Raw genomic sequence first — 12,737 nt, 5'->3', positions numbered from 1 at the left:
ACGACAAAAGTGTAACACGTTTTGTACAGAAATGGAGCGGAAAAACCGTTTCACTCCCAAAATCTTAAAAGAAAACCCCCGATAAAGGGGGCTTTTCTTCTACAAAATTGTACGAGCTGGTTCATTCCCCAGCATTTGTTCAATTTTGTTTTGATCATTCAAAACAGCCACTTTCGGTTCGTGGCTTGCCGCTTCTTGATCAGACATCATTTTGTAGGAAATAATAATGACCTTATCTCCTTCCTGTACAAGGCGTGCGGCTGCACCGTTTAAGCAGACGACGCCGCTTCCGCGTTTACCAGGAATAATATACGTTTCCAGACGTGCTCCATTATTATTATTCACAATTTGCACTTTTTCATTAGGAAGCATTCCCACCGCTTCAATGAGATCTTCATCAATTGTAATGCTTCCCACATAATTCAGATTTGCTTCCGTAACAGTTGCCCTGTGAAGCTTGCCGCTCATCATTGTGCGATACATATTATATTCTCTCCATTTCTCGAATATCAATAATGATATTATCTATTAAACGCGCTTTTGAAAAAGCAACTGCAACAGCCAGAATGATCTTTCCTTCAATTTTGCTCACAGGCTCGAGTTCCGGATAGGAATAAAGCTCCACATAGTCAATGGTGCCGCTTGTCGTATCAATGATTTCTTTCGCAGCTTTTATCACAGCTTCAGGGTCTCTTTCGCCGGCTCTAATCAGCTCCGCACTTGTTTGAAGGGCCCGATACAGCTTAGGCGCTTCTTTTCTTTCTTCAGCTGTTAAATATACATTACGGGAGCTTTTGGCTAAGCCGTCTTCCTCTCTGACCGTATCGACAGCAACCAATTCAATATCCATGAAGAAATCGCTGATTAAGCCATCAACAACTGCTACCTGCTGTGCATCCTTTAAACCGAAATAAGCGCGGGTAGGCTGCACAAGATTGAACAGCTTCGTCAGTACAATTGCAACACCGTCAAAATGTCCTTCTCTTGAGCGTCCGCATAAAACACCTGTGCGTCTTTTGACCTGAATCGCGACATTCTTTTTACCGGGATACATATCATGGGCATCAGGCGTAAAAAGAATATCGATTCCGGCGTTTTCTGCAAGAGCCGCATCCCGCTCGATATCGCGAGGATATGCCTCAAAATCTTCATTAGGACCAAACTGCGCAGGATTCACAAAAATACTCATAACGACGGCGTCATTTTCTTGTCTTGCTTTGTCTGCCAAGGTTAAATGTCCCTCATGCAGAAATCCCATCGTCGGAACAAATCCAATTGACTTCCCCTCTGACTGATATTGTCTTATGGCTTCTTTCAGCTGTGAAATATCTGTAATCTGTCTCATCTTATTTTCCTCCGTACAAGCCGTCCAGCACTGTCTGATTCATTTTAAAGGAATGCTTTTGTTCAGGGAAAGCACGATGTCTTACATCCTGGACATATCCGCTGATTGCTGTTTCAATTGTTTCGTCAATTCGCGTATATTGTTTTACAAATTTAGGTGTTCTCTCAACACCATGGCCGATAATATCATGATAAACGAGAACTTGCCCGTCTGCTTTCACACCAGCCCCGATCCCGATGACCGGTATGCTCAGCATACCGGCAATTTTGGCTGTGAGTTCTGCAGGCACACATTCCAGCACAAGCATCATAGCTCCTGCTTCTTCGCATTTTATACTGTCTTCTATTAATTTTTTGGCGCTTTGTTCGTCTTTGCCCTGTACTTTATACCCGCCTAATACGCCGACTGACTGCGGTGTCAGGCCTAAGTGACTGACTACCGGAATGCCCCCAAGCGTCAATGCGCGAATGGATTCAAACACGCCTTCTCCGCCCTCAAGCTTCAGTGCGTCAGCTCCACTTTCCTGAACGATAGCCGCTGCATTTTTTAGCGTATCCTCCTTGGACAGGTGATAGGACATAAACGGCATGTCTGTCACAATAAAAGTATTCGGCGCGCCCCTTTTAACAGCTTTTGTATGATGGATCATGTCCGCAACTGTCACACCGACAGTTGAATCAAGGCCGAGGACGACCATTCCCAGTGAATCACCGACTAAAATCATGTCGACTCCCGCTTGTTCAGCAAGCTTAGCTGCCGGATAATCATAAGCGGTCAGCATCACAATCGGTTCTTCATTCTCCTTCATTTTAAGAAAATCTAGTTTTGTTTTCATGTTTTCTCCTCCTCATGTTTAGAGGAGATGAGCTGCCGTTTTCTAATACAAGCCAAAAAACCTTCCGCTTAACGAGAAGGATTCTTCACTTTCTAAAGTTCGGCGAGTTTCATCCCTCTGTCCCAGTCCTTTTTTGGATCAAGGCAGACTGCTGCAATGTCTATCTATTTTTATAATAGGTGCAGTTCGCAGGCGATACTGCCCAATGGAAGTATACCAAAATCAACGGGCTTGTACCAACACATTAACCCAATTCAATATCGGCAGAATAGATTTTTTTAATGCCTTCCTGCGTTTCTAAAAGAAGAACGCCTTCATCATCTATACCTAACGCCTTCCCGTAAAAGGTTCCGTTTAACGTTCTGGCTCTCATATTAGTGCCGATTCCCAGCGCATAGCTTTCCCATAAAAGCTTAATCGGCGTAAAACCGTGTGTCATATAATCCCGGTACCGTTTTTCAAAGCAAAGTAAAATATGCTGGATGACGCCGGCCCGGTCAATTTTTTCTCCGGCGGCTTGGCTGAGGCTTGTCGCGATGTCCTTCAGTTCATCTGGAAAATCACCAGACTGCTGGTTTACGTTAATACCGATCCCGATGATAACTGACCGCACGCGGTCTTCCTCGGCCTGCATTTCGGTTAAGATCCCGACTGTTTTTTTTCCGTTAATCAAAATATCATTAGGCCATTTAATATCCGTTTGGATGCCTGCTGCCGCTTCTATTCCCTGCACAACAGCTACAGCAGCAAGTAATGTGAGCTGCGGTGTTTTTTGGAGCGGAATGTCAGGCCGCAAAATCAGGCTCATCCAAATGCCGTTTCCTTCTTGTGAATGCCATACCCTAGACATTCGTCCCCTGCCAGCTGTTTGTTTGTCAGCCACCACAAGAGTGCCTTCCGGTGCATTATTATTCGCAAGCTCATGCGCCGTTTTTTGCGTGCTTGAAATAACGTCTTGATAGATAAGATGCTGGCCCATCACTTCCGTTTTCAATCCGAAGCGAATTTCACTTTCACTGAGTTTCCCGGGCTTTTTGATAAGCCGATATCCTTTTCTTCTAACGGCTTCTACTTCATAGCCCTCTTTCCGAAGCTCTTCTATATGCTTCCACACAGCTGTTCTCGAACACCCGAGGGCATCACTGATTTTTTGGCCGGAAATAAATTCACTTCCGGCCTGAGAAAATAATTCAATAAGGTCTTTTCTTAATGTTGACCGCATGTCTTCAGCCACTCCTCTATGTGTTTCTTTTGATTGGAGAGCTTTCCTGTCACAACAGCCTGCTCGATCTGCTGTAATTCCTCCGACACCCATTTACCGGCAGGCCGGTTACGAAGCGCAAGCAAATCCTTACCTGTGAAATCAAGATCCTTAAGGCTTTTGATCGGCAGGCTTTGATACGTGTTTTGAATGTCCTTTAGTTTTTCATCATCCAATTTTTTGTTTTGCCGAAGCTGCGATATTTTGGCCGCTGCAACAATTGATTTTTCCCCGGCTTTGTACATTGACATAGCGTCAAGGCTCTGGCCAAACGTATGGGCTATGTGAATCGCTTCCTTCATCACTTTTCCCGGGAGCTTCCATGCTTTCAGGAAAAGCGGCGCATCTTTCAAATCTATTTCAAGATCAATTAAAAGCACAGCCCAAAGCTCTTCACGGGATGTTAAAGAGCAAAACGGAAACTCACTCGCCGCAAGCAGGTTCTCTCGTTGATGATAAAAACCAGGCAGTTCCTCATACAGCCCCGTATGAATGAGCGTTTGAAGCGCCTGGCGGGACGCTCTTCCCTGCAGTAGCTTCTCGAACTCTACTGTTTTTCGTTCGACTGAAACATGGGACAGCAGTGTTTTTTCCTTCGTGATCGCTTCCTCTGTATCCGGTGAAAGTGTGAAGCCAAGCTGGCTCATAAAGCGTACAGCTCTCAGCATACGAAGTGCATCCTCTTGAAATCTGTCCACAGGCTTTCCGACGGTTCGAATCAGTTTCTGATCAATATCTTTCTTGCCGCCGAAATAATCAAGCACCTTCCCATCCGCTGTCATGGCCATTGCATTAATCGTCAAATCTCTGCGTTTTAAATCCTCTTCCAATGATGTGATAAATTGCACGTCTGACGGTCTTCTATAATCTTCATATTCTGATTCAGTCCGGAATGTAGTGACTTCATATGTTTCATCTTCCCAGAGCACAATAATCGTCCCATGCTCTTTGCCTACATCAACCGTCCGCCGAAACAGCCTTTGTACTTGATCCGGTGCCGCATCAGTCGCAATATCGACATCTCCGATCGTTCGTTTCATATAGCTGTCACGAACTGCGCCTCCGACAAAATAAGCCTGGTGGCCTGCTTCGATTAATGTGCGGAGCACGGGAAGTGCTTTGATAAAAACTTGTTCCATATTATCACTCCGGTTCTGCTAAATCGGCATAGATCTGTTCATATTGGCTGACAATTTTTTGTGAAGAAAACTCATTTTTGAGCATCTCCATCGCAGCCTCTGTAAAACGCTTGCTTAGCTGTTCATCTTCTAAAATACTCATGGCGCGGGCTGTTGCGGCTGAAACATCGCCGACATCCACCAGAAATCCGCTCACATTGTTCTTAATAACCTCCGGAATACCGCCAATGTTTGTTCCGATACAAGGCACTCCACAAGCCATCGCCTCAAGCAGGACAAGGCCGAAGCTTTCTTTTTCAGACAGCAGCAGCTTTAAATCGCTAATGGAATAAAGCTCCTCAACACGGTCTTGATTTCCAAGCATTAAAACATGGTTTTCCAATCCATATTTTCTGACAAGCTCACAGGCTGTCGATTTCTCTGGACCGTCTCCAACTAAAAGCAGCTTTGCTTTCGTTTTGCCGGCGATATTGCGGAACACTCTGATGACGTCCTGCACACGTTTAACCTTTCTAAAGTTGGACACATGGATGACAACCTTTTCGTCTGGTAGAATACCATGTTTCTCTTTAATTGCCACAGTGTTTTTCTTCAGATACACGCACTCGTCTATAAAGTTATAAATTGTTTCAATTTTTTTCTCCGGTTTAATTAAATCGTACGTTTCAGCTGCAAGCGCTGAGGAGACAGCTGTCACCCTGTCTGACGCCTCAATGGCAAAACGGATAAGATCTTTTAGAGACGGGTCATAGCCTAACACCGTGATATCCGTGCCATGCAAAGTTGTCACAATGCCGATTTGGCGTTTCAGCATCTGCTTCGCAAGGTAGGCGCAAACCGCATGCGGGAGAGCGTAGTGAGCATGGATAATATCTAAATTTTCACGTTCTGCCACCTCAGCGATTTTGCTTGCCAATGTCAAATCATACGGAGGATACTTGAAAACAGCGTATTGATTAACCTCAACTTCATGAAAATGAATATTGGGGTGATATGTATTTAGTCTAAACGGAATGCTTGACGTGATAAAATGGATTTCATGTCCCTTTTCAGCAAGCTGCTTCCCCAGTTCTGTCGCAATGATACCTGAGCCTCCGACGCTCGGATAGCATGTGATCCCTATTTTTAGTTTTTTCATTGTTCGCCCCCAAGCACATCATGATCGAGCAACAGCATCCGTTTGGAAAAGAAACCTTCGGCATACTCCACACCCGCTTCTTTACCGTAAAGCTTTTCTCTCGCTTCAACGATCTCGATATAGCCATTCGTCAGAGGAGTTGAAACTGAATCCTTTGACGGTATAAACTGGCTTTTGTAGGCATTGAGGCTTTGTTTTTTGGCCTCTATTGTATCCGAGATATCAATGACAAAATCAGGCTGGTGAAAGCCATTTATCATATAGTAGTAGACCTTGTTTACTTTATGCGCGGGAAGGCTTTTTTCGTCTTTAAATTTGTGAATTCCTGCGGAAAAGATCGCTTCTTCCACCAGTGCGGCTGCATTGCCGTGATCCGGATGGCGATCCTTTTTATACGGCATAAAAACTGCTTTAGGCCGGCAGGTTCTGATGACACTGACAATTGCCCGAATTGCCGAATCACTCATTATCAGACCGCGGTCTGGAAGTGTCAGCTGAATTCTTTTTTCTGCACCTAACACACGTGCTGCTTCAGCTGCTTCTTCTTTACGTAAACTGACCGTTCCGTTTGAAGAGAGCTCCGCTTCAGTCAAATCGCATATCATTATTTTTTTTCCCTGTTTGACAAACTTCGCAATTGTGCCGCCCATTCCGATCTCGACATCATCACTGTGGGCGCCAAACGCAAGAACGTCAGCATTATACATTCGGCTCTTCTCCCCGAAGAAGGTCGCGGAATTCGAAAACACCTTCATCAAGTGTGCGGACCAAAATCTCCGCAGTACCCATATTTGTAGCGAGCGGAATGGAATACACATCACATAACCGGATTAATGCCGAGACATCCGGTTCATGCGGCTGCGCGGTCAGCGGGTCGCGCAAAAAGATGACAAGATCGAGTGCATTGGCCGCGATCAGTGCACCGATTTGCTGGTCCCCCCCTAAAGGGCCGGATTGAAAACGTTCAATTTGAAGACCTGTCGCCTCTTGAATTTTCAACCCTGTTGTGCCGGTTGCGTATAGATCATGTTGCCTCAAAATATCTCGATAGGCAGTCGTAAATTGAACCATATCCTGTTTTTTCTTGTCATGCGCGATCAAAGCTATTTTCATCATTTATCCCCCTGTCTAATCAATGATATTTTCTAATCCGTACACAAGCTGATCAATCTTCATGACTTGTTCGACTGACAGTTTAACACCTGACATGAAAGAAGCGCGGTTATAGGAATCGTGGCGGATCTGAAGCGTTTGGCCATCCATGCCGAACATGACTTCCTGATGTGCGATCAATCCCGGAAGACGGACACTGTGCAAGCGGATACCGTTTTGCTCCGCTCCTCTTGCTCCAGGGAGAATTTCTTTTTCATCCGGGTGTCCTTGCTGCTTTTCCTGACGGACTTCTGAAATCATTTCCGCTGTTTTCAGCGCCGTTCCGCTTGGTGCGTCAAGCTTCCGGTCATGGTGAAGCTCAATTATCTCAACATCCTCAAAGTAGTTGGCAGCCATTTTCGAAAATTTCATCATCAGCACCGCACCAAGCGCAAAGTTTGGAGCGATGATGGCTCCAATTCCCTTCTCTTCTGTTAAAGACGTAAGCTCTTTTAAATCAGCTTCTGAGAAACCAGTTGTTCCAACAACAGGACGAACGCCGTGCTCTAATGCAATTTTTGTATGTACTTTCCCGATTTCAGGCGTTGTTAAATCAATTAAGACATCCGGCTGTGTCTCCGTAAAGCATGTACGGATATCTGTGTAAATGAGAGCATCTGACTCAACAGACATCACATCAGATAATTTTTGCTGGTCGTATGTATGGTCTATGGCCCCGACAAGGTCAAAATGAGGTGTTCGTTCTGTCAATTTAACAGCTTCCTGCCCCATTCTTCCACGCGGTCCTGCAATGACTACTCTAATTGTTTCGTTTGACATCCTGATCTCCTCTACTTTCCTTCTTCTTTTCTGGTCCAGCGATCTTTATCTCTAGTATTAAATTTATGCATGACTCGGTCGTGGGCTTCCTCTAAAGAGATATCAAGGGAGTTGGCTAAACAAACCAATACAAACAGCACATCGCCCATTTCCTCTTCCATGCTTTTATCATCCTCAGACGCTTTTTTTGGTTTTTCTCCATAGCGGTGATTCACTTCTCTGGCAAGCTCGCCAAGTTCTTCGGTCAGCCTCGCCATCATGGCAAGCGGGCTGAAATATCCTTCTTTAAATTGGCCGATGTAACGGTCTACTTCAGCCTGTATGTCTTTCATTGTTTTATCACTCACTAAACGAAACCTCCTATCATCCTCTTACATGTTAGCTAATTCAGATACGTTTGACAAATGTTTAAGCACGTTTGCTGTTTTCTTTTTCATCCACTATAATATAAACGCTATCTAATGGAAGGAAAAGGGGTTTTGTGTGATGCTTGGAGAAATTAGATTAAAAAACATATTTTTTATTTTAATCGGAGCGGCAATTTTTTCATTTGGCTTGGTTCACTTCAATATGCAGAACAATCTGGCTGAGGGCGGTTTTACAGGTATTACACTTTTGCTTTATGCCCTTTTTCACATCAGCCCCTCTATCTCGAACCTGGTTTTGAACATTCCGATCTTTTTTATCGGCTGGCGTTTGCTTGGCAGAACAATGTTTGTTTATACCCTTGTCGGCACTGTAGCCTTGTCTTTGTTCCTCAGCATTTTTCAGCGATATGAAATACATATGCCCCTTCAGCACGACTTAGCGCTCGCTTCTTTATTTGCCGGCGTGTTTATCGGAGCCGGATTAGGCATTATTTTCAAGTTTGGCGGTACGACAGGCGGAGTTGATATCATCGCCCGTTTGATTAATAAGTATTTTGGGATTCCAATGGGCAGAACGATGTTTGCTTTCGATGCATGCGTCATCATTTTATCTTTGCTTACGTACCTCTCCTACAAAGAAGCAATGTATACCCTGGTGGCGGTATTTGTCGCTGCAAGATTAATTGATTTTATTCAGGAAGGCGGATACGCTGCTAAAGGTGCTACGATTATCTCTTTGAAAAACGATCTGATTCAGAAAAAGATTCTTGAAGAAATGGAACGAGGCGTCACCATTTTGAAAGGACAGGGTTCCTTTACAAAAGAAGATATAGACGTTCTTTATTGTGTCGTGCCGAAAAACGAATTGGTGATGCTGAAAAGTGTGATTAACTCCGTTGATCCTCATGCCTTTGTGGCGGTAAGCGATGTCCACGACGTGCTCGGAGAAGGATTTACGCTTGACGAAAATAAAAATCCGCTACCGCGCTGACATTTGATAGAAAAAAGGCGGCAACAGCCGCCCTCCATGCTTATTTAGGGTAGTCCCGTTTTTTCAGCTTGTTTTTCTCCGCTTTGTACTTTCTGTAGCCGACATAGGTCAGAGCTGTAATGATGATGCTGCCGGTTGTAATGATCACCCAGAGTAAAGACGGATCGGCATCATCCTCCTCCACCCTGTCAAAAACATTTTTCAGATCATGCTGAAGAAGAGAAAGCCGTTCAAGCTTCGTGCTCTCAGTCATTTGCTGAAATCTCTCTTGCTCAATGACGTCTATATGTTTGCCGACTGTTTCAAGCTGACCCTCTGATACATCGATTGTAAGACTAGGGTAAATCAAATCATATAGACTGATAAATTCATTCCATTTTTCATGAAAGCTCGTACTTTCATTCTTTTGGACATCCTGCTTCAGTTCAGCAAAGGCTTCCATTATCGGTCTTTCCAGTGAGCCCCAAAGCGGATTAGATCGATTGTCAACTGCGTCCATCAGCATTCTGAACTGCGCAGCGGCTCTGAGTTTTTGTGTATCTGATGTATCAGCCTGCTTTAAACTCCGTACCATATCGTTATAGCCCAGTGTGATTTGACGGATTTGGGCTCCAGTTAGCATGGTGTCTTGCTTTTTTTTCTCAGCGGATTTTAATGCTTTTTCAAAATAAGCAAGGACTTGCAGTGCCTCTTCATATTTTGACTGGCGGGTCATTTGAAAGACCGTATCGGATAAATCGTTCAACTCTTCGAGACTTCCCCGCTCTGCAGCCTTGGCATTTCCATTATAAAAAATTAGAGCAATCAACAAACAGATCGTCAGCTTTCGTTTCATGCAGGTCCCTCCCACTCTCTCTCCTTACAGAATATGAAGAAAGGGACAAGGATAGACCAACATTGTCTTTACATCAGCTCAAGCTTTGTTTGCTTTTTCGAGACCACGAGAAAGTAAGCAAGCCCAATTGAAAAGATGCTCAGCCAAAATGTTCCGTACCCTATATCAGTCATATAATCAGAAAGCATAGAGTATTGCGGCATCATGTCAAACAAGTAATCAATAACATCGTTGTGCAGCGTCCAGACTGCAGCAACTGCAAGATGCCAAAAAGAAAAACGAAAGTACGGACTGTACAACACGCCTTGGACTGCCATGGCAAAGTGCGAGGCAATCAACATACAGCCCTCCCACGGCAAGTCACCTTCTACAGCCAGCACAAGAAAATTCATAGCGACCGCCCATAGACCATACTTTACGAGGGTGACTAGCGCAAGCGCCTCAAAGAGCGGAGCGTTCCGTTTCATGATAAAGGCGAGCAGCACAAACAGAAAGAAAAACGTTGCTGTCGGACTGTCCGGAACAAAAATCAGGAAACGGGCCGGTGTCTCCAGAAGCTGCGGCAAGTACCAATAGTATCCGTAAACCGTTCCCAGAAAATTGATGGCTAAGACAAGAATAAGCATCGGCCGCCGTCCTAATACATATTGAAACCATTTCACATCAAATCAACTCTCAGTCTGTAAAAATAATATGTCCATATAAAAAAGCTGACGCCGGGTCAGCTTTTGATAATAAAAGTATATCCTTCCATTTCACAATTCACAACACGTTATTTTGCGGTTGTTTCAGAAATAAATTTCGCAAGTTCTTCGAGCTGCTTATCATTCCCTTTGAATACGCCCGCCGGCATTTCGCCTTTCCCTTCAACAGCAATTTTTTTGATTTCATCCGGCTTCAGCCCGCTGTCAACCAACGAAGGCCCGGCTGCCCCTCCTTGAAGGTTATCCCCATGGCAAGAAATACAGCCCTGCTCCTTAAAAATCTTATATCCTTCTGCATTGGTGTCAATGTCGGCTTCTTTTGTGATTTTCCCTTGTTCTTCTGCCTTGGCCCAGTCGTGAGTCGCAACTGACTGCCACGTCAAAAATACAGCAGCGGAAATCGCCAAAAGCATCATACCGACAGCAACAGGACGCTTCCATGGCCTTCTCTCTGTTCCTCTGTCAAGGAATGGCGCCAAAAGCAGGGCACCAAAAGCGAGGCCCGGCATAATCATGGCGCCAACCACTGTAAAGCTTCCGGCGGCGTATTCATACTTCAACAGCTGGTATAAGAAAAGAAAATACCAATCCGGCAGCGGAATATAACCTGTATCAGTCGGGTCCGCCATCCGCTCCAACGGCGGCTGATGCACAATCGTCAAAACAAGAAAACCGATCAGAAAGACAGCTCCAACCATCCATTCCTTCAACAAGAAATTCGGCCAGAAAGCCTCTGTTTTACCGGGATACTCCGAATAATCCTTCGGTATATTCGGCTTTTTTTCAGCCGGTATCCTTGAGTCGCCTACAAATTTCATCCCTTTGCCCCGGTGCATGTCATCCCCTCCCTTTTATTCGCAGATCAAGAGTTTTAAAGCGGTCCTGAAATCCCCTGCTTCCGGATCATAATAAAATGTGCAGCCATCAGCCCGAACAATGCGGCAGGAAGAAAGAATACATGGATCGCAAAAAACCTAGTCAGCGTTTGGGCGCCTACAATATCAGGGTGCCCCGCAAGGAGTGTTTTGACTTGCGTCCCGATCAAAGGCGTGGCTTCAGCGATCTGCAGCCCGACTTTTGTTGCAAACAGAGCCTTCATGTCCCAAGGAAGCAAGTAGCCTGTAAAGCCCAGCCCGAGCATGACAAAAAAGATCAGAACACCGACAATCCAGTTCAGCTCGCGCGGCTTTTTATACGCCCCCTGGAAAAAGACCCTCAGCGTATGTAAAAACATCATTACAATGACCAGGCTCGCACCCCAATGGTGCATTCCCCTGACAATTTGGCCAAATGCCACTTCATTTTGCAAATAATATACCGATTCCCAGGCATTTTTGATATCAGGCACATAGTACATCGTTAAAAACATTCCAGATAATACTTGGATAACGGTTACAAAAAACGTCAGTCCCCCAAAGCAATACACGAACGCAGAGAAATGATGGGCGGGATTAACATGTTCCGGCACTTCGTGATCGGCAATATCCCTCCACATCGGTGTAATATCAAGCCGCTCATCTACCCAGTCATAAATTTTGTTCAGCATGTCACCCTTCCCCCTTAGGCTTAGCTTTTCCAAGATACAGGAAGCCGTCTTTTACTTCTTGCTCATAATGATCAAGAGGCGAAAGCGGCGGCGTGCCCGGGACATTGGTGCCGTCCTTTTCATAGAGTCCGTAATGGCATGGACAAAAGAATTTATTCGGATTTTTAGGATCGCTATTCCAGTTCACCGTACACCCTAAATGCTTACAAATTGGCGAAAGCGCTACAATTTCATCCCCGCTTTTGAAGACCCAGGCTGATCTTGACTCTTCTGACTCATACCAGGCATCGACTTGGTTAATTTTGAAATCAAAACGCTGCGGCTCTTTTGTCAGCTCATCTACGCTGACAACCTGAACCATGTCCTGCTTCCCTGTCGATTTTAATACCGGGTCGAGTGCAAAGCGAACCATAGGCATGAGCATACTAGCCGCCATAAAACCCCCTACGCCTGTGAGCGTATAATTCAAAAATTGACGTCTGGATATATCATGTTTTCCGCCCATAACTTCTCCCCCCTCTAGGTCACCCCTGCAAACTGACTAATATAGAAAATATTGCAATAACTCTAGACACCCTCATAATATATGAATCTCTCAGCAAGGTCAATATAGCCAAAATATTGTTTATAAGGAAATGTAAGT

General features: G+C 44.8%; 16 protein-coding genes. 1 reads left to right on the top strand and 15 read right to left on the bottom strand.

Going from position 1 to position 12,737, the window contains the following annotated elements; translation table 11 throughout:
- Positions 1-99: 99 nt before the first annotated feature.
- The 10 genes from panD to MOF34_RS15010 form a co-directional block, all read right to left on the bottom strand.
- The gene (gene panD, locus MOF34_RS15055) at positions 100-483 is read right to left on the bottom strand and encodes an aspartate 1-decarboxylase (protein WP_019714754.1); all 384 of its coding nucleotides are present in this window, start codon (positions 481-483) and stop codon (positions 100-102) included.
- A gap of 1 nt (position 484) precedes the next feature.
- On the bottom strand, positions 485-1,345 hold the full coding sequence (panC, locus tag MOF34_RS15050) for a pantoate--beta-alanine ligase (RefSeq protein WP_268400679.1): 861 nt from the start codon (positions 1,343-1,345) through the stop codon (positions 485-487).
- Position 1,346: 1 nt separating this feature from the next.
- Positions 1,347-2,180 (bottom strand): 3-methyl-2-oxobutanoate hydroxymethyltransferase, encoded by an 834-nt coding sequence (gene panB / locus MOF34_RS15045; protein WP_268400678.1) that lies wholly within the window; start codon positions 2,178-2,180, stop codon positions 1,347-1,349.
- A 244-nt stretch (positions 2,181-2,424) separates the two neighbouring features.
- On the bottom strand, positions 2,425-3,402 hold the full coding sequence (locus tag MOF34_RS15040; RefSeq protein WP_268400677.1) for a biotin--[acetyl-CoA-carboxylase] ligase: 978 nt from the start codon (positions 3,400-3,402) through the stop codon (positions 2,425-2,427).
- Entirely contained in the window at positions 3,387-4,580 is a 1,194-nt protein-coding gene (locus MOF34_RS15035; protein ID WP_268400676.1) for a CCA tRNA nucleotidyltransferase, read from the bottom strand. Before MOF34_RS15035 ends, MOF34_RS15040 begins: the two co-directional genes overlap by 16 nt.
- Positions 4,581-4,584: 4 nt before the next feature.
- The gene (gene bshA / locus MOF34_RS15030; RefSeq protein ID WP_268400674.1) at positions 4,585-5,718 is read right to left on the bottom strand and encodes an N-acetyl-alpha-D-glucosaminyl L-malate synthase BshA; all 1,134 of its coding nucleotides are present in this window, start codon (positions 5,716-5,718) and stop codon (positions 4,585-4,587) included.
- Positions 5,715-6,425 carry a bacillithiol biosynthesis deacetylase BshB1 gene (bshB1, locus tag MOF34_RS15025; RefSeq protein ID WP_268400673.1) on the bottom strand — a complete coding sequence of 237 codons (711 nt, stop codon included), beginning with the start codon at positions 6,423-6,425 and terminating at the stop codon, positions 5,715-5,717. Before bshB1 ends, bshA begins: the two co-directional genes overlap by 4 nt.
- Positions 6,418-6,831 carry a methylglyoxal synthase gene (gene mgsA, locus MOF34_RS15020; protein WP_019714761.1) on the bottom strand — a complete coding sequence of 138 codons (414 nt, stop codon included), beginning with the start codon at positions 6,829-6,831 and terminating at the stop codon, positions 6,418-6,420. Before mgsA ends, bshB1 begins: the two co-directional genes overlap by 8 nt.
- Positions 6,832-6,846: 15 nt before the next feature.
- The gene (gene dapB / locus MOF34_RS15015) at positions 6,847-7,650 is read right to left on the bottom strand and encodes a 4-hydroxy-tetrahydrodipicolinate reductase (RefSeq protein WP_019714762.1); all 804 of its coding nucleotides are present in this window, start codon (positions 7,648-7,650) and stop codon (positions 6,847-6,849) included.
- A gap of 11 nt (positions 7,651-7,661) precedes the next feature.
- Positions 7,662-7,997 (bottom strand): nucleotide pyrophosphohydrolase, encoded by a 336-nt coding sequence (locus MOF34_RS15010; protein WP_003225569.1) that lies wholly within the window; start codon positions 7,995-7,997, stop codon positions 7,662-7,664.
- Positions 7,998-8,136: 139 nt separating this feature from the next.
- Here MOF34_RS15010 and MOF34_RS15005 point away from each other — a divergent pair, with 139 nt between their 5' ends.
- Positions 8,137-9,009: a YitT family protein gene (locus tag MOF34_RS15005; protein ID WP_268400672.1), complete on the top strand. Its 873-nt coding sequence runs from the start codon at positions 8,137-8,139 to the stop codon at positions 9,007-9,009.
- A gap of 40 nt (positions 9,010-9,049) precedes the next feature.
- Here the strand turns inward: MOF34_RS15005 and ypjB are convergent, their stop codons facing one another.
- The 5 genes from ypjB to MOF34_RS14980 all read right to left on the bottom strand — a co-directional run bounded on the left by ypjB (position 9,050) and on the right by MOF34_RS14980 (position 12,599).
- Positions 9,050-9,844: a sporulation protein YpjB gene (gene ypjB / locus MOF34_RS15000; protein ID WP_268400671.1), complete on the bottom strand. Its 795-nt coding sequence runs from the start codon at positions 9,842-9,844 to the stop codon at positions 9,050-9,052.
- A gap of 68 nt (positions 9,845-9,912) precedes the next feature.
- The gene (locus tag MOF34_RS14995) at positions 9,913-10,506 is read right to left on the bottom strand and encodes a DUF1405 domain-containing protein (RefSeq protein WP_268400670.1); all 594 of its coding nucleotides are present in this window, start codon (positions 10,504-10,506) and stop codon (positions 9,913-9,915) included.
- 110 nt (positions 10,507-10,616) lie between these two features.
- Positions 10,617-11,384 carry a menaquinol-cytochrome c reductase cytochrome b/c subunit gene (locus MOF34_RS14990; RefSeq protein WP_019714766.1) on the bottom strand — a complete coding sequence of 256 codons (768 nt, stop codon included), beginning with the start codon at positions 11,382-11,384 and terminating at the stop codon, positions 10,617-10,619.
- Between the two features lie 35 nt (positions 11,385-11,419).
- Positions 11,420-12,094, bottom strand: a complete 675-nt coding sequence (gene qcrB / locus MOF34_RS14985; RefSeq protein ID WP_003225560.1) for a menaquinol-cytochrome c reductase cytochrome b subunit — start codon at positions 12,092-12,094, stop codon at positions 11,420-11,422.
- Position 12,095: 1 nt separating this feature from the next.
- Complete coding sequence (locus tag MOF34_RS14980) at positions 12,096-12,599, bottom strand: ubiquinol-cytochrome c reductase iron-sulfur subunit (protein WP_003225556.1); 504 nt, start codon at positions 12,597-12,599, stop codon at positions 12,096-12,098.
- Positions 12,600-12,737 lie beyond the last annotated feature (138 nt).

Origin of the sequence: Bacillus sp. T17B1 (assembly GCF_026796395.1) — a bacterium.
Classification (GTDB): domain Bacteria; phylum Bacillota; class Bacilli; order Bacillales; family Bacillaceae; genus Bacillus; species Bacillus spizizenii_A.
Note: the sequence above shows the minus strand (reverse complement) of the source record. Positions and strands in the feature narration are given on the sequence as shown.